A 17,400-nucleotide genomic window follows, 5' to 3' on the forward strand; every position below is an offset into this window, starting at 1 on the left:
ACTCTATTAAAGAACTCATTGAATTGAGTCTTGTTATCTGTAAATAGTGAGTTTGAGGGTTGTTTGAAGTAAAGAATTAACACCGAGAACCGCGCCTTTACAGTCGCTTCAGTTCTCAGTGTTTTAGGTTCTTTTGTGGAGTCGATGACTCCGTAACATTGACTACTCACTCAACTGTTATTAGATATTGATTATCAATTACTTGAGTGTCAATTTCAATGTTTCAAAAAACCACTCAAATTCGTTCAGGTCGCAAATATTCCAACGTAATCGAGTTTTGAGTACTGATTTACCACAAATTTAATGGTATTGGGTTACGGTTCCTATTTATCACATTAGTATTCCCGCCAACTACAATTGAAGAGGATCTGAGACGGGTGATACTTGTTATTATAACAGTTTGAATAATACTAATGGTATTGTTAGTTCCCCCGCGGATTCACTTATTTACCTATAACCGTTATATCGTTATACCTGTGGTGGGTTACGCCAACTACATTCTGTGATCAGGACCGTGGTGATTAGGATCTCTCTTATCAATTCTAATCCGCAGAGATAATCCATCAATAACTGTGGTGGTAGTATCAATAGATATATATTGTCCTCCCCCCGCGGGAGGGGTTCCCGTATCTGACCTTAAATGGGGTAAAAAACGGTTACGGTAATAGGGGTTCAGTACCGTCAAAAAAATATTTTCAGAAAAATGGATGGAATTTGGGACTTATTGGTGATTGGTTATTGGGTTGTTATGGGAATTCTTTCATTACTAATTCTTATCAAACTTATTGTACCCCAACACATTTTCTCAATTGACGATATCTGCACCAGTAAAATTCAAGTTTGTGAGTATGTCATTACCTACATTCAAGACGACTTAGGAGTCACTGTCGAGAATCTGAATATTAAATTTAACTATGAACCTAATGACGAGTTGAGGGGGTGTTATGATCAGGGAAACCATACTATTATCCTCTATCACCGTAATTTGGATAGTGTACATTCATGGATCCATACCCTTGTTGAAGAGATTCATCACTCGGTGTTCTTGTCAACCAAAAAAAGTATAATGATTTATGAGTTATACCACCGAAAAGTAGGATATGACAATAACCCCCTTGAAGGCGCTGCAAAAGTCTACGCGCGTAATAAATTCAAATCGATTCACAGAAATTTGAAAAAAAGTGGTCTTATTCGTTACAAGGTATAGATCCCTACAGTTGATTAGTTTTTTAAATCAACGATTTAAACCCTTTTGAGACGATTTACAAGTACTTTTCCGTGAATCCGACCCCTTTTATTAATCCGACAAGAAATAATTCATTCTGCGTCCAAAATCAATGAGTAATTTGAGTTGGTCGGATTGATAGTCTAACTCTTGATCGGGAACCATTCCGAGATCCTGTACAAAGTACTCTCTCAACTGTTGTCGCTCCCACGGAGTTATTTCAAATTCGGTTGGAAGGTGTCTGCACCAGTAATCAAACCCTAAATTTTCTTTTGCACGTATCATCGATTTCGATTTTGTTCAATTTATTACGCAACGCCTCACGGATAACCTGAGACATTGAAACCTTATCCTCAAGGATATTTTGTTGTAGTCTACGATACTGATCTTCCGTGATACGTACGACGAGTTTTCTGTCAAGTGATTTTCTCATGTTAATAAGTATTTTACAATAAATACATTGCAATACACCTAAAGGGGTTGATTCTTAAAATTTAAAAGTGTATTAGTTACTTATCCCTTACAATTGAATAAATAAAAAACTAAAAAATCCTCATTTGATTAAGTGATTGTAAGGGACACTTTTTCATTTGGGGATTCATTTTTTAAAATATGAAAACAGATAAAAAATCATTCTTATTCTATCACTCATGGAAATCGTCTATCGATATAATTGACGATTCTACACTCAGAAAATTTATAAACAATCTGATCTCCTACGACCAAGGTGGAGAGGTGTTGTTGGAGTCAAACGAAGACAAATTATTGTGGAATGGTGTCTTACATGGATTGGACGCAAACATCAAAAAACATGAAGAAAGAGTTAAAAGGAATCGAGAAAATGGAAAAAAAGGAGGTAGACCTCAGAAAGTTGTTGATGTTATGGAAGTACCCGCGGAATCATCAGAAAACCCAAAAGAACCCAGTGGGTTTTTTGGTAACCCACAAAAACCTGATAACAGTAAAAAGTTAATTGGTAATAGAGAAGAGGTAAAAGTAAAAACAGAAGAGATTATTGATAATAGAGAATTGATAAATCAAATTGGTAAGAAGGATATTGACTACGGTGAATTCAAAAATGATGAATTGAAAAAGGAGTTGAGAGAAAGGATTAGAAAACAGTTTCCAAACCATCGTGAATTTCAAACGATCACTTCTCCTGAAGAAATTCTTTCCTGCAAGGAAAGAACACCTGATTACGTTTGGAATAAGGTTGAAGAGGATCTCATTAAAATCTCAATCCTTTCAGGTTTCAGGAAACCTGTAGTTAAATTAAGGTAAAAGTTATATAAGAATTACCTTAATATTTTTATATTTGTTAAAACTCAATCGCGTATGGAGTACAACAGAATTAAGTTGGTATTGGAGGAAAAAGATATCTCTCAAAAGAGATTATCTGATTTGATGGGAGTATCAGTAGTTACAATCAACGCGTGGTGTAACCAAAAATCTCAACCCTCAATTCGTACACTATTTGAGATTTCAAAAATTTTAGAAGTAACACCTGACCAGTTAATCAATAACAAAATCGGGTAATAAATTATAACAATCTATGTCAGAAGAACAGAGACGACAACTTGATGCGCAATTGTGGGGGATCGCAAACCTACTTCGAGGTAAAGTAGATCCCGATGATTACCGCGACTACATCCTTGGATTTATCTTTTACAAGTACCTAAGTGAAAAACAACATTTATACGCAAATGAATTACTACAGGGGGAATCGGTAACCGATTTCGAATTGGTAAAGGATCAGGATACACTCGACGCAATTCAAGAGGAAAGTCTTATTTCGTTAGGGTATTTCCTAAAACCTGATGAATTGTTCTCATCAATTACAAAAAGAGGTAATTCCAACTCTTACATTCTTGATGATCTTCAATCTGTTCTCAACCATATTGAACAATCAACATCAGGTACGGAAAGTGAGGATGACTTCAACGCACTATTTGAGGATTTAGATCTCAACTCAACAAAGTTAGGAAGAACTCCCAACGCACGAAATGAGATCATCGTCAACATTCTAACCTATTTGGATGAAATCGATTTCCGATTGGATGAAGTCGAGAGTGATGTGATTGGTGATGCGTACGAGTACCTGATCGCGAAGTTCGCGTCAGGCGCAGGAAAGTCTGCGGGTGAGTTTTATACCCCTCAACAAGTGTCTAAGATTTTATCTAAGATCATTACTACAGGTAAGACCAAACTAAAGAGTGTATACGACCCAACCTGTGGTTCAGGATCGTTATTACTTCGTGTTGCGAGAGAAGTTGAAGTTGGTGAATTCTACGGACAGGAACTCAATCGAACCACATTCAACTTGGCGCGAATGAACATGATACTGCACGGAGTTCACTACCGTGATTTTGATATACGTCAAGAAGATACGTTAGAGGAACCACAACACCTCAATAAACGATTTGAAGGTATTGTTGCGAATCCACCTTTTTCTCTCAAATGGAAGAGTGATGCGAACCCATTGTTCTCTTCTGATGAGAGGTTCTCACAATACGGTAGACTTGCACCAAAATCTAAGGCGGATTTTGCGTTTGTTCAACACATGGTTTATCAGTTGGCGGACAATGGAACAATGGCGTGCGTTTTACCACACGGTGTATTGTTTAGAGGGTCCTCTGAGGAAGTCATTAGAAGGTATCTAATCAACGATCTCAATTATTTGGATGCAGTGATCGGATTACCCTCAAACATCTTCTATGGGACAGGTATTCCAACCTGTATACTGGTATTGAAGAAGTGTCGCGAACAAGATGATAACATTGTATTTATTGACGCAAGTGGAGACGATCACTTTGTTAAGGAAGGAAACCAAAACACACTAAGAGATGAAGATGTGGAACTCATCGTCAACACCTACCGCAACCGTGAATCGATTGAAAAATACAGTTCAGTTGTAACCCTTGATGAAATCGAGGAAAACGAATACAATCTGAATATACCTCGTTATGTAGACACCTTTGAGGAAGAGGAAGATGTGGATTTAGAACTGGTTTCAGATGAGATTCAATCGTTAGAACAAGAATTAACAGAAACTAACAAAACTATTCAAACATTTTGCGAGGAACTTCATATTTCAACCCCGTTTTAATATGAGTGATGTGAAAAACATACCAAGATTAAGATTCCCGACATTTTCTGATGAATGGGAAAAAATGAGATTTTCTGATTTTATTTCTTACACGAAGGGATTTGCATTTAAATCCAAGGACTATCAAAATGATGGAGTACGAATTGTAAGAGTTTCAGATCTTGGATATGATTCAATAAAATCATCTCATGGAATTTATTTAGATAAATCAAAAGTTCACTCTGTTGAGAAGTATGTTATTGATGAAGGAGATATTATTATAACAACTGTAGGTTCTCGTCCAGAGTTGATCGATTCTTCTGTTGGCAGAGGTATTTTAGTTAGAAAAAATGGAGAGGGATTATTAAATCAGAATCTTGTTAAAATTAATAAGTGTGAAAAAATTAAAAACAAATTCTTGTTTGGATTCTTCAATACAAAAAAGTATTTCAATTACATAACTCAAATTCAAAGGGGAAATGCGAATCAATCAAATATTACCCTCAAAGAATTTTTTAATTATCAGGTTAGTATCCCCTCTCTGCCCGAACAACAAAAAATTGCAGACTTCCTGACTGCGGTAAACAAACGAATTGAACTCTTAGAAAAGAAAAAGACCCTTTTGGAAACCTATAAAAAGGGGGTGATGAAAAAGATCTTCAACCAAGAGATTCGATTTAAAGACGACAACGGGAATGACTTTCCTGATTGGGAGGAATACATTTTGAATGAATTAGGTGGCACCTTAAATGGACTGACAGGTAAGACCAAAGATGATTTTGATAAGGGTTCGTGTAAATACATTCAATACAAACAAGTATTTGGTGATTCTAAGATAGATCCAAATGGATTCGGATTGGTTGATGTAGGTGAAACTGAAAAACAGACAGAAATGAAGTACGGTGATATTCTGTTCACAACCTCGTCAGAAACTCCTAATGAAATAGGTATGTCATCTGTATTCATGAGTGAAATACAGAATGTTTACCTGAATAGTTTTTGTTTTGGTTTTAGACCGAAATCGTTGGAGAACTTAATTCCAAATTTTTCAAGATTTCTTTTCAGAAGTGAAAAAGTACGTTCTTCTATTGTGAAACTCGCACAGGGGAGTACAAGGTTTAATATGTCTAAAACGAATTTTCTTAAAATAAGGGTGAGGATTCCATCAACCGATGAACAAGTCAAGATCTCTGAATTCTTATCCTCTATTGATGATCAAATTGAACTATTGGATACCCAAATCGATAAATCAAAGACTTGGAAAAAAGGTCTCCTTCAAAAAATGTTTGTGTAGATGACAAAACAACCTGAACTCGTATTAGAACAAAACTTAGTAGACCAGTTGGTAGGGTTGGGTTACACCCGTGTCTCTATTGCAGACGAGGGAGATTTAGTGTTGAATCTAAAATCTCAACTTGAAAAACACAACAAAACCAAGTTCACTGATAATGAGTTCAAACAGATTCTCAACTACATCAACAAGGGAAACATCTTTGAAAGATCTAAAACTCTTAGAGACCGTGTTCCTTACATCAACGATAAGAACGAGACTAAGACTATTGAACTCATCAATCAACAGTTTTGGTGTCAGAATGAGTTTCAGGTAACCAATCAGATTACCATGAAAGGTCATTACGAAAATCGTTATGATGTGACCATTTTGGTTAATGGATTACCCCTCGTTCAAATAGAACTTAAACGACGAGGGTTAGAACTCAAAGAGGCGTTCAATCAAACCAACCGTTACGAAAGACACTCCTACGGTGCGGGTCATGGACTCTTCCAATTCATCCAACTGTTCGTCATCTCAAACGGTGTCAACACCAAGTACTACGCAAACAATCCGATTAAGGAACGGTCGTTTAAACAGACCTTTTATTGGAGTGATGAAAACAACAAACTCATCACACAACTCTCTAAATTCACCGAAATCTTTTTGGAACCGTGTCACCTCTCCAAAATGATCACCAAATACATCGTTTTAAACGAGACTCAGAAGGTTTTAATGGTTCTTAGACCCTATCAGTACTATGCAACTGAAAACATCGTAGAACGGGTTAAATCAACCGATAAATTTGGGTACATCTGGCACACCACGGGAAGTGGTAAAACACTTACCTCATTTAAGACGGCACAGATCCTAACGCAACTTCCCAACGTACATAAAGTTGTATTTGTAGTAGACCGTAAAGACTTGGATTATCAAACAACTAAAGAGTTCAATTCTTTTTCGAAAGGGAGTATTGATGGTACTAACAACACTAATACTCTTGCGAATCAACTGGCGGGAGATACCAAACTGATTATTACTACGATTCAGAAATTAAACACAGCGATCACCAAGAATAGATACCAATCAAGGGTTGAAGGTCTTGCGGACAAGAAAGTGGTATTCATTTTTGATGAGTGTCACCGTAGTCAGTTTGGAAAGACCCATGAGGAGATTAGAAAGTTTTTTCCAAGTTCTCAGATGTTCGGATTTACTGGTACACCCATCTTTGAGGAGAACGCAGGGTCAAATGAATTTGGTAAACGAACTACCACCATGTTGTTTGATAAGTGTCTGCACAAGTATGTGATTACGGACGCAATTAGAGATGAGAACGTACTGAAATTCTCCGTAGAGTACATCAGTACATTCAAAATGAGAGATGACGTAGTCGATATCAACGTTGAAGATATTGATGAGACAGAGGTGATGAATTCTCCCTCACGATTGGAGGGGATTGTAAACTACATCATTAGTAATCATGATAGGAAGACCCATAGTAGAAAATTCACTTCAATTTTCTGTGTGGCGAGTGTATCGGTATTGGTAGAATACTATAAAATCTTCAAGAAGAAACAAGTTCAAGGAGATCACGACTTAAAGATCGCAACTATCTTTTCCTACCAATCTAACGAGGATGATAAGGACACCCTCGGAAATTTTGGTGATGAGTTTTCTGTTGCAGCGGAACCTGAGACTGAATATGTTACGCAACACTCAAGGGATTACTTAGAGGACTTTATTGGGGATTACAACAAGACCTTTGGAACCAATTTCACAACAAAGGACAACCAGTCTTACTACAACTACTACAATGATATTGCAAGGAAGGTAAAAGAACGTCAGATTGATGTACTCTTGGTAGTCAATATGTTTCTTACAGGGTTCGATAGTAGACTTTTAAACACCCTGTATGTCGATAAAAATTTAAAGTACCACGGTTTGATTCAGGCGTACTCAAGAACCAATAGAATCTTTGGAGAATTGAAGTCACAGGGGAACATAGTATCCTTCAGAAACCTCAAGAAACAAACAGATGACGCGATTCGACTATTCTCAAACTTGGATAACAAGGATCTCATCATAATGGAACCTTACGAGGTTTACCTACAGAAATTCAACGAGGCGTATTACAACCTTACCAAACTAACTCCCGATGTTGACAGTGTGAATGATTTGATTGGCGAGGATGATCAATTTGAGTTCATAAAACTCTTTAGAGATTTGATGCGGGTAAGGAATGTCCTAAACACCTTCACCGAGTTTGAGATGGATGAAACTGAAATGGGGGAACAGGAATTTGAAGACTTCAAGAGTAAGTACTTAGACCTCTATGACAGACATAAGGGAGATCCAAAGGAGAAAGTGTCAATCATTAACGATATTGACTTTGAGTTAGAACTCATTCATAGAGATGAAATAAACGTCTCCTACATCCTAAATCTCTTATCTACCCTCAAGAATAGTCCTGTAGATGAACATGAGAAACAAAAGAAGAAAATCATCGAAATCATCTCAGGTCAATCCGATCTTAGAAGTAAAAGAGAATTAATCGAGAAGTTCATTGATGAAAATCTACCTCACATTGAGGACAGTGACAACATCCCTGAAGAATTCGAAAAGTTTTGGGATAAAGAACGATCGGAATACATCGATAGATTGGTTGATGAAGAGAAGTTAGATAAGGGTAAACTTGAAAAAGTGATAGGTGATTACCTCTTTACCGAAAAGGAACCATTGAGAGATGATCTAATTGACATGTTGGATAAAAGACCATCACTGAAAGAAAGATCATCTACCTCGGAGAGACTAAAAAATAAGATTGTAGACTTTGTAGAGACTTATATTACTGGTGTCGCAGTATAGTCCCAAATTCCATCCATTTTTCTGAAAATATTTTTTTGACGGTACTGAACCCCTATTACCGTAACCGTTTTTTACCCCATTTAAGGTCAGATACGGGAGGAACCCCTCCCGCGGGGGGAGGACAATATATATCTATTGATACTACTACCACAGTTATTTATGGATTATCTCTGCGGATTAAAATTGAGAAGGGAGATCCTAATCACCACGGTCCTGATCACAGAATGTAGTTGGCGTAACCCACCACAGGTATAACAATATAATGGTTATAGGTAAATAAGTGAATCCGCGGGGGGAACTAACAATACCATTAGTATTATTCCAACTGTTATAATAACAAGTATCACCCGTCTCAGATCCTCTTCAATTGTAGTTGGCGGGAATACTGATGTGATAAATAGGAACCATAACCCAATACCATTAAATTTGTCCTAAATCAGTACTCTAAACTCGATTTGGTTGGAAAATACGCGACCTAAATGGGTTTGAGAGGTTTTTTGAAACACTGAAATTGATACTCAAGTAATTGATAATCAATATCAAATAACAGTTGAGAGAGTGGTTAGGTTACGACTCCTATCGACTCCACAATAAAAACACTTAGCCTATTAAATATAAATAAGTTAAGTGTTTTTTATTTTTAAAATAGTCAGCATTTAGTCAGCACTTATTTACTTACTTCTTTAGTTTTTCTAAAGAATCTAAAAGTTCTTCTTTTTTGTAATATACTCTTCCTCCAATTCCGTAAGAAATTAATTTATTTTCTTTTGTCCAATTATTTAATGTAGGTAAAGATATTTTTAATAAATCACTAGCCTCTTTTCTAGATAATAATTTTTCATCAGGAATTTTATTATTTATTTCTTCATAACTTTCTGCAATAGATACCTTACTTTTTTCTAATTTATTTTTTTCAATTATCTTTCTTCTTTTTAAAGCTTCTTTGGTATTTTTATTAAAAATCTCTAAACTTTTCGAAATCCCAGTATCGGAACTTCTTACTAGAAATGATATTAAAACATTGCTCACTATTTCGATAGTATCAATATCATCATATTCAAATAATGCATGAACAGATCCTGGAGAAAAAATATCATAATCATTATTCTCAAATGTTTTTACTAAATGTAACAAATAAGCACTTTTTCTAATAACTGTATTTTTATTCTTAATTTTTAAAGAAGGTGTTTTTATAAAAATATCACCATCAATTACATCAGAATAAGGAACAAAAGAAAAGAAGTAAGGTATTTTAAGTGAATCACAAAACTCCGATAACAAGTTTATGTATATATGACTAAAATAAGTGGTATAAATTATTTCTGATTCTTTATATTTTTCCAAATCTACATAAACAGGAACCCAAGGCAAAACCTTAGAATGAAATTTAAACTTATTCTTCTTATAAACACTATTATTTATAACTTCTAATTGATTGCTTTTTATTTTCAAAATTTCTTTACTCTTATAGGAAACAAAGTTAAGAATCATTTCTTCATTAAATCAAAAAAAACAATCAGTATGTGAAAGTTCTCACATACTGATTATCTAGGTTAATATTCGGAAAAAGCAATAATTTCACTCATCATACTTTTCCAAGCAAACCAAGAGAGCCAATTAAAGTATTGTGTCTCATCTTGAGGACTATGTTTATTTTCTAGCTTTCCACAATTTGTTTCAAACTCATCTAGAATTTGTAAAATCGATAAATGATATTTTTTAGCAAAGGATACAGTATCCTTGTAATAAATCATTCCTGGAACTGAACCAGAGTTAGCAGTGTAATAATCTTGTGGATGATTTACTAATAAATTCCATTCAATACATCCTTGTTTTAAAAGCTTTCTATGAAAATTTGGAAAAGAGCTGAACTTTTCCAAGAATTTCTTCTTTCTTAATTTTGACATACTGTTTTGTTTCATTTAAGGTCATTGGAACAAAATCAGGTCATGTTGCACAATTAGTAGAATCCGAAATTTCGCTATTTTCAAAATTTTAAAAGAAGCATAAAACCAACCCGAGGGGGTTGGTTTTATTTTTATAATGAATCTATATAATCTTGAATATTTACATCAAATTCTTCTATATGATAATTATCAACAGTTTTATTACTGGATTTTTTCGGGTAATAGTCTTTTCTATAAGTACTTGGATTATAAATACCTTTGTTTTGATGCTTAACAGGTGTGATACCATTTTTTAATTTAAAACCTTCATTCTTAAAAGCGTAATCACACAAGTATTTACAAGCTTTACTTTTTGAAAAATCAGCATAAAGGAGTTTAAAATTTTTATCAAGAACTACATATGCAGTAACAGTATAATTTGCCCCTGAACTGATGATATGTCTGCTTCCTGAACTAGATCTTGGTCTTATTTTCTTGGTATTCTTATATAGCTTAGAGTTCTTTTGTAAAGATTGATAAGCACTATTTTTATTAATGTTTACAGAGCTAGAAATTGGTTTTTGGTACAAAGTTTCAAGTCTGAAATCTTCTTTGCAAAAGAAAATATCTTCCTTAAATGGCGATGTTTCATATTTTGTTAAGTGATTGTATATTGAATATTCTGAGGTTTTAAAAGCGGTTAAAAATATTTGATTGATTTTACCCAAATCAGACTTTATTGTATTAAGCATAGGTGCAATGTCAACTATGTTAAATGCTTTTGGATCTTGAATTAATTGATCTATGTATTCCATCAAGCCAAATAGGTCATTATTTTTTAATCTATTTTTTGAATAACTAGAAATAAGTTCCATGTATGGATTGTTATCTTGGATTGATTTTTTTAAATAACCATCTACTTTTTGTGAAATTGAAGTAATAAGATTTTTCAATTCCCCATCAGTGTCTTTTGAAGTAAATTTTTCAGGCTCAGTATATTCGTTCACCTCTATTTCAATTGGGAAAAACAATTTTGAACTTCTCATTATTTTAGGCACAATTATAGTTTCTAAACTCTTGAGTTTTTCATCGCTTGTATAACTCAAAGGAGTATACTCTGACATATTCTTTAATTGACATTTCATATCTTGTAAGTCATATCGCTTTATTAATTCTTCATTTGAAAAATAATTTTGTAAAGCTTTCTTGTCTTCTGAGAAGATATATGCATTTTTGGTAACAGAATTTCCATATTGTTGCTTAAAACTTATATTCCTTTGAGGGATCGAATTTGACCATGGATTTTTTTTGACTAATGAATTAAGCTTATACCCAATAACTTCGTATTGTTGCTTAGCCCACATATTTTTAAGAATGATATTTACTTTAGGGTTGGTAATTGTATATGAAACAAATGTTTGTTTATCATCTTTAAATACACCTAAATTCTTTTCAGATAAGTAGTCTAATGTTAAAATATAGTTTAAGACTTTAAAGTAGTTTTTACTTCTTACGACATTACAAGCTTTTAAATATTTGGTTATATTTTTTAAATAACTCTTTTCTCTTTTAGGAATGAAATCTACTTCTGTATTTATCAAACATTTAATAATCTCTAGTGCTTTTTTAGAATCATAATAATAACTCAGTTTCGAGTAACAAATAAATAATTTATTTACAGCTCTTTCATGGGAACTATGAAAGTCTCCTATTAGATAATATGTATTATTCTTATATTCTTTCGGTGAAAAGTTACCAATGTTAGTACTTGAAGGATCAAGCACTTTATTAGAAGCATTAATTACTACTCTTTCATTAAAGTTTATTTGTTTATACATATTATGGATACCTTTTTTATTTTCAATGAAGTTTTTGATAACTTCATTTTCTAATATTATATGATTCTCACTAAGCTCCTTGAGGGGCTCCCCTGAGTCTTTATGTGTAAAAATTGAACGAAATCCAGCATCTTTACATAAATAACGATACCCATCTAATGAGAAATACCAGTCTTCATAGATTCTTGCTTCTTGGCTTATTTTACTTTTTACTAACCATCTATTCTCTTCTTTTTTTATCTCATCTTTAATGTCATTCTCAGAGACATTTAAAGGGTTATTACGAAACTTATCAATAAAATGCAATTTTTCTTCTTTGTCCTCTTCTTCTATAGGATTGGGGGTAGTATTCTCATTTATAGATAACAAGTGAAAATTGTATCTATTAATTCCAAGAAGCACCCTAGCAGCATTGCCAAAGTGAAACTTTCTTTTAGGGTAAGCATTGTCTTTTTTAAAGATTCTAGGAAAAAATACCGTAGCCTCACATAATCTATTTCTAAATCTGTTAATGGCTTGTATTGTATTCATTGCATTGATATGACTGTATTTGGATCCTACATCAACTACTACTGCATACTTTTGGGTTGAAGCTATACCAGCTTTTATTTCTTCTTCTGTTAACCCGTCTTTATTAATATTGATGCCATTGACGAAATAGTCAGTTGTCAAAACCACATCAAAATCTCCAAATTTACCTGATAAAATATTTTGAGTGCATTCTCCTGTGGATCCAGAATAGAACAATCCAACTTTTATTTTCTTACCCAATTTAGTATGAATCATTCTTTCTACCTCACCCATCTTATCTTTATTGTTAAATATGTGACAAACCTTTCTACCTCCTTTTAAATATTCACCGATTTGTGCAATTAAGGTATCTTCTCTCTCTGTTTTGTTAGCTGTATCTAAGTGAGTTAGATGAACTATTGGAGCAACAGCATACTCTTTATCAACAATAATTCTTTGGAATAAATTTTCAATCCGATACTCTTTCATTGTCTGAAAAATTGCTTCTATTTCTACATTGGGTGTACCGCTCATAAAAATTATTTTGGTCTTAGAGTGGGGTTTCTTGGCTACAAATTCTATTAGGTGATAAATTAAGTCAGCAATAGTATCGGGGCGAAAATTCAAATTATCGGTCAAGGCATGAGATTCATCAATAAAGATATAATCAAATGTTGCTAACTTATCATAAGTTAGATTTAGAATTTGGTTGTAAGTTGTATGTATTACAAGGTCATCACCATATAATGGCACTCCATGTAAACTAGTTTCATAATTTATTTTTATAGATTCTTTATTATTAGATTTAAAAGACAAAACCATGTCATTAATGCTTGAGTTAGAAAAAATTTGGTTTTCTCTATCTCCATTTTTCAAAGCTTCTTTAGCCATTTGGTCATTTATTATTTTGTATGGAGCAGCAAGAATTACTCTCCCATCAAGACCATATTTTGGATGTGTCGCAATTGAATTTTTACCTGTCGGTTGTGTTCAGTAAGGGGCGTTATTCCTTACCCGAAAAAGAACTTTCTTTTTCTGCTTATGATTTCCCATAAGATCGGACTATATCTTCAGCTGTTCTAGCTGACATTCGCTTCCACTAGACTTCTAGTGTACTCCCGTTATAAATCAATTAAAGTTTGTTAAATGATTTGGGATAGTCTCTGAACTTTCGATCATATAAATATGTTTATGCACTATTCACCAAGTGGTATACATATGATATTTTTATATGAAAGCTTAGCTGCTGATTAGCATACAATATCAATTAAGTTAGTATTGGTTAGCCTTCCAGCAATTCAAATGTTTTATTACCTAAGGTTCCCACCATAGGACGGCACAGATAATATACCGCATTGTGATCTTAGAGCAAAGATCTTTTTGTTAGCATATTTATTTTGAAAAAGATTCTGCATAACTTTTTTATCTAGATAATCTTTAGGTTTCAATTTGATATCAGCTTCTATTTCTTCTAAATGTTTGATTAATGGCAATCTGCTTTTATTCATATCGAGATGCATTTCTGTTTCTTTTTGAAATTCTGGCAAATCTGGTTGATCTTCATTGTTTTGATACAAATCCAAATTATATTTATAATTTTCATAGTGTTTATTTATCAGTTTAAAACCTGATAAATGTGTGGAAGTAACTCCAAAATTTATTAATACAAATCTTTTTACTTCTCCAATTTCAAATACTTTATCGTAAAATGTAGCAGGAGTAATTTTACTTCTTAATTCTTCATCCTTATAAGAGTCATCACTTTTGTTAGTCCATCTATAATCGTTGTGATTTTCATCTAACTTATTAGATTTAACAGGAATTAATTTCTTTAACTCTTCAATAGCTATATTACCAAATACTCCGTATAGTACCCAGCTTTGTTTATTTAATACCTCATAACTCGTAAAAGTATCTTTTAGCCAGATTTTGACCCTAGCATCTTTTTTAGATAACTCAACTAAAAAATCTACGGTCTTTTGAAATTTGTCTAATTCAAAATTAATATCAAAGTTTTCAGATTTATTTCTCTTGTATAAATAATAAGCATCTTCTTTGGAAGTAATACTATTTTCGACCATTACCCTATTTACCTCAGCTTCATATTTTTTAATTTTCTGATCAAGTTCTTTTTTTCGAAGCTTTTTCTCTTCTTTTGTTATTTTTGAATATTCAGAAAATACCTTAGGATTGTATTTAAAATGGGTAGACTTTTTTGCTATATATGGAAGTAATGTTAATCGTTGGGGATCTTTAGTGGCAGTATCAATATTATCAGCAATTTTAGGAAAGCTTGAAGCTAATTCCTTTCTCGCTCCTTCATACCAGATCTTATGATTTGTCTCAATGTTGTTTTTTTCTTCACTCGAGAAATCATTTACAAATTCGGTATTAGAAGAATCTACCTGGCAAAATAATTTAAAACCATTACCACTTGGTGAAACGAAAGCCATATAGGGCTTTACATTTTTGGTGCCTTTCCAAACTTTATTCATCCATTGGAGAGTTGTTTTTTCATCTCCAATTTTGTCAAAATCAAAAACAAACCTACCAGTGTGTTTGAATTCCATTATCTTTTTATCTCTTGTATTAGTATTTAAAGATATCATGATAAAAGGCAAGAAGGGCTTAACCAGTTTCACATCTCCCTTTGCAGTATCTAATAAACTCTTTATAGAGCCTGTTGGATCAGTCATTTCTTTTATAAGTTTTGATTCTGGTATTTCACCTGCAATTAGATCGTCATTTTTTCCAAAAGATGTCATACTGGATTGCCATTTGCGATGAAACCCAAGGTAGTCTTTAAGGAAAAACTTAAGTTTATAACCTAATTCATTATATAATTCTTCTAATTCTTGTTGGTGATTTTTAATAAACTCTGAACAGAAATTTAAAACAGTGTTGTTTTTATCTTTTGTCTTGTAATTCTTAGCTAACGTATCTAGCAGTTCTTGTTCTTTTTGAGGCATTTTTTTATACAGAACTCCAGCCGTTAGGAACTTGTATATTGATTCGTTACTTGTATGTGTTGCAAAATAATAGTAATTATTAATCATTTAATCTATTTAATGCATTAGTAAACTTCTAAAATGTACCAGTGGGGGAAGCCATACTTTATTATATATAATAGTATGTGCTTTTCCCCAAGTGGTACACACAAATATTACTTCTAAGGTTTTCAGTTTTATCTAGCTTTTTTGCTATCAACCCCTCTATGTAGATATTTATGGCTTTAGCGCACTTATATAAAATGGTGTTAAAGATCCAGCAAATTATTAGATCTCCTGAAAAAAGAAATAGTTATGTTTTAAACAACTTATTTGAATTTAAATAAGAGCTTAAAAAAAAACAGTAAGAAAAGATTGTCTTTTTTACTGTTTTTATTTTTAAACATTAATTGTTTTAGATAGTATATCTATAATTAGAATAAACTGAGAAAGAGGAAAATATCTTCAAGATATACTTGTTTATTTTTTTTGTTGATGTTTTTTTATTCCTAAAAAAGTAGCTATTCCTAAAGTAATGGTTATTAATACACCTTGTAAACGCCCTTTGGTTTTACCAATTGAATTACCTTCATTAAAACCAATTCTTCTTCCAGTTTCAAACTCTTTTAAATGTTCGTTCTCACTTTTATCCCAAATGTATTTCTCTGAATTTTGGTCATATTCAATACCCTTACTAATTCTCTCAAGAATAGTTTTAGCAGCTTCTTTACTGATATGATTTGCAGTAGCAAAAGCTATTAATTTCATTTTATTATTTAGTGTATTTTGAGCCTCTTTTATATAATCCATAAACTCTAATTATTATGTGTTAAGATTTTCTCAGCATTATTTAACTCAGTTAATTGTAATATGTTTGAATCTTTAATTAGTTTAGATGTAACTTTTATCCACTCATTTGAAAGCCTTTTATCATTCTCATTTTGAATTAACCCAGATTGATAAAAATTAGGTTTAGTTACCTTTTTTATAATTTTTCTCTGTACACTTATTTCGTCAAGATCTGGAGTATAGATTAATTTTTCATTTCTATAGTTTTTAGGAATTCTACTTGACAGCATTGGATTTAATTCATTAAAATCATATATATGAGATATAAACTTTACTTTTTTTGTCTGTTCCCCATTTAGCTTCAAATAAATATCTAATTCTGCAATAAATAGTTTCAAAAACATGGCATTTCTATATTCTCCTTGATTTGCTATTGTATCTGTTATTCCCAAACTTTTTTTTCTACCCCATTTTATTTCATATTCATAATTTATTGTAAAACCATTTTTATCAGTTAAATTCTTTTTGGAGTTTTTCATGTAAGTCTTAACAAGCTCAATATCTTTTTTTCGTGAAATCGCATTTGTATCGATTTTATCGTTTGATTTTGAATCTTTTTTAACTTTCTCCTCCTTTTCTTTTGAATAAACTTTTTCTTCTTTTTTGATGTCTCTTTTTTTCGACGAATCACAAGAGGTTGTGATAAATAACACCGTCAAGAAAACCATTGATAACTTAATTAATGTTTTCATAAATATTAATTTTTTATTTCCTGCGGAGTAGCTAACAGAATGTTAGTTAAATAAAGAAAGGTGTGCTCTCCTACTAATTCAGCTTGCACAGAGGCTCCGCTAGAAACCTTAACTACACCAAACAGCACAGAGATAACACACCCAAATTGAGTGTGCATCTACTTATTGTACTGCTCCTGTAGTTACTTGTTTA

At 32.7% G+C, this 17,400-nt stretch carries 14 protein-coding genes; 5 read left to right on the forward strand and 9 right to left on the reverse strand.

The window, feature by feature from the left end; genetic code table 11:
- Positions 1 to 1,297 precede the first annotated feature (1,297 nt).
- Both AAON49_RS00450 and AAON49_RS14400 read right to left on the reverse strand, forming a co-directional pair.
- Positions 1,298 to 1,510 carry a cyclin family protein gene (locus AAON49_RS00450; protein WP_349551818.1) on the reverse strand — a complete coding sequence of 71 codons (213 nt, stop codon included), beginning with the start codon at positions 1,508 to 1,510 and terminating at the stop codon, positions 1,298 to 1,300.
- Positions 1,479 to 1,658 (reverse strand): ribbon-helix-helix protein, CopG family, encoded by a 180-nt coding sequence (locus AAON49_RS14400; RefSeq protein WP_502942874.1) that lies wholly within the window; start codon positions 1,656 to 1,658, stop codon positions 1,479 to 1,481. Before AAON49_RS14400 ends, AAON49_RS00450 begins: the two co-directional genes overlap by 32 nt.
- Before the next feature lie 179 nt (positions 1,659 to 1,837).
- On the opposite strand from AAON49_RS14400, the gene AAON49_RS00455 reads away from it, so the two are divergent.
- Genes AAON49_RS00455 through AAON49_RS00475 form a run of 5 tightly spaced genes read left to right on the forward strand, consistent with a single transcriptional unit; the run spans position 1,838 to position 8,445 of the window.
- Positions 1,838 to 2,506: a DUF6291 domain-containing protein gene (locus AAON49_RS00455; RefSeq protein WP_349551819.1), complete on the forward strand. Its 669-nt coding sequence runs from the start codon at positions 1,838 to 1,840 to the stop codon at positions 2,504 to 2,506.
- 54 nt (positions 2,507 to 2,560) lie between these two features.
- Positions 2,561 to 2,761, forward strand: coding sequence for a helix-turn-helix transcriptional regulator (locus tag AAON49_RS00460; protein ID WP_349551821.1), 201 nt, complete (start codon positions 2,561 to 2,563; stop codon positions 2,759 to 2,761).
- A gap of 16 nt (positions 2,762 to 2,777) precedes the next feature.
- Positions 2,778 to 4,331: a type I restriction-modification system subunit M gene (locus tag AAON49_RS00465; RefSeq protein WP_349551822.1), complete on the forward strand. Its 1,554-nt coding sequence runs from the start codon at positions 2,778 to 2,780 to the stop codon at positions 4,329 to 4,331.
- A gap of 10 nt (positions 4,332 to 4,341) precedes the next feature.
- Positions 4,342 to 5,604, forward strand: a complete 1,263-nt coding sequence (locus AAON49_RS00470) for a restriction endonuclease subunit S (RefSeq protein ID WP_349551824.1) — start codon at positions 4,342 to 4,344, stop codon at positions 5,602 to 5,604.
- A complete protein-coding gene (locus AAON49_RS00475) occupies positions 5,605 to 8,445 on the forward strand; it encodes a type I restriction endonuclease subunit R (RefSeq protein ID WP_349551825.1) in 2,841 nt (946 codons plus the stop codon).
- A gap of 675 nt (positions 8,446 to 9,120) precedes the next feature.
- Here AAON49_RS00475 and AAON49_RS00480 read toward each other — a convergent pair.
- The 7 genes from AAON49_RS00480 to AAON49_RS00510 all read right to left on the reverse strand — a co-directional run bounded on the left by AAON49_RS00480 (position 9,121) and on the right by AAON49_RS00510 (position 17,365).
- Positions 9,121 to 9,936 carry a helix-turn-helix domain-containing protein gene (locus tag AAON49_RS00480; protein ID WP_349551826.1) on the reverse strand — a complete coding sequence of 272 codons (816 nt, stop codon included), beginning with the start codon at positions 9,934 to 9,936 and terminating at the stop codon, positions 9,121 to 9,123.
- A gap of 62 nt (positions 9,937 to 9,998) precedes the next feature.
- Complete coding sequence (locus tag AAON49_RS00485) at positions 9,999 to 10,352, reverse strand: DUF7222 domain-containing protein (protein ID WP_349551827.1); 354 nt, start codon at positions 10,350 to 10,352, stop codon at positions 9,999 to 10,001.
- A 131-nt stretch (positions 10,353 to 10,483) separates the two neighbouring features.
- Positions 10,484 to 13,570 (reverse strand): DEAD/DEAH box helicase family protein, encoded by a 3,087-nt coding sequence (locus tag AAON49_RS00490; protein ID WP_349551828.1) that lies wholly within the window; start codon positions 13,568 to 13,570, stop codon positions 10,484 to 10,486.
- 419 nt (positions 13,571 to 13,989) lie between these two features.
- Entirely contained in the window at positions 13,990 to 15,735 is a 1,746-nt protein-coding gene (locus AAON49_RS00495; protein WP_349551829.1) for a BT4734/BF3469 family protein, read from the reverse strand.
- A 411-nt stretch (positions 15,736 to 16,146) separates the two neighbouring features.
- Positions 16,147 to 16,476 carry a hypothetical protein gene (locus AAON49_RS00500; RefSeq protein WP_349551831.1) on the reverse strand — a complete coding sequence of 110 codons (330 nt, stop codon included), beginning with the start codon at positions 16,474 to 16,476 and terminating at the stop codon, positions 16,147 to 16,149.
- Positions 16,477 to 16,481: 5 nt separating this feature from the next.
- Positions 16,482 to 17,207 (reverse strand): hypothetical protein, encoded by a 726-nt coding sequence (locus AAON49_RS00505; RefSeq protein ID WP_349551833.1) that lies wholly within the window; start codon positions 17,205 to 17,207, stop codon positions 16,482 to 16,484.
- Between the two features lie 5 nt (positions 17,208 to 17,212).
- Complete coding sequence (locus AAON49_RS00510) at positions 17,213 to 17,365, reverse strand: hypothetical protein (RefSeq protein WP_349551835.1); 153 nt, start codon at positions 17,363 to 17,365, stop codon at positions 17,213 to 17,215.
- Positions 17,366 to 17,400: the final 35 nt, after the last annotated feature.

The organism is Pseudotenacibaculum sp. MALMAid0570, assembly GCF_040151415.1.
Taxonomy (GTDB): Bacteria; Bacteroidota; Bacteroidia; order Flavobacteriales; family Flavobacteriaceae; genus Polaribacter.

Bases quoted from the DNA above. Each gene is read 5' to 3' on its own strand.
- AAON49_RS00450 (WP_349551818.1), bottom strand. From the start codon at position 1,510: ATGATACGTGCAAAAGAAAATTTAGGGTTTGATTACTGGTGCAGACAC.
- AAON49_RS14400 (WP_502942874.1), bottom strand. From the start codon at position 1,658: ATGAGAAAATCACTTGACAGAAAACTCGTCGTACGTATCACGGAAGAT.
- AAON49_RS00455 (WP_349551819.1), top strand. From the start codon at position 1,838: ATGAAAACAGATAAAAAATCATTCTTATTCTATCACTCATGGAAATCG.
- AAON49_RS00460 (WP_349551821.1), top strand. From the start codon at position 2,561: ATGGAGTACAACAGAATTAAGTTGGTATTGGAGGAAAAAGATATCTCT.
- AAON49_RS00465 (WP_349551822.1), top strand. From the start codon at position 2,778: ATGTCAGAAGAACAGAGACGACAACTTGATGCGCAATTGTGGGGGATC.
- AAON49_RS00475 (WP_349551825.1), top strand. From the start codon at position 5,605: ATGACAAAACAACCTGAACTCGTATTAGAACAAAACTTAGTAGACCAG.
- AAON49_RS00480 (WP_349551826.1), bottom strand. From the start codon at position 9,936: ATGATTCTTAACTTTGTTTCCTATAAGAGTAAAGAAATTTTGAAAATA.
- AAON49_RS00485 (WP_349551827.1), bottom strand. From the start codon at position 10,352: ATGTCAAAATTAAGAAAGAAGAAATTCTTGGAAAAGTTCAGCTCTTTT.
- AAON49_RS00490 (WP_349551828.1), bottom strand. From the start codon at position 13,570: ATGGCTAAAGAAGCTTTGAAAAATGGAGATAGAGAAAACCAAATTTTT.
- AAON49_RS00495 (WP_349551829.1), bottom strand. From the start codon at position 15,735: ATGATTAATAATTACTATTATTTTGCAACACATACAAGTAACGAATCA.
- AAON49_RS00500 (WP_349551831.1), bottom strand. From the start codon at position 16,476: ATGGATTATATAAAAGAGGCTCAAAATACACTAAATAATAAAATGAAA.
- AAON49_RS00505 (WP_349551833.1), bottom strand. From the start codon at position 17,207: ATGAAAACATTAATTAAGTTATCAATGGTTTTCTTGACGGTGTTATTT.
- AAON49_RS00510 (WP_349551835.1), bottom strand. From the start codon at position 17,365: ATGCACACTCAATTTGGGTGTGTTATCTCTGTGCTGTTTGGTGTAGTT.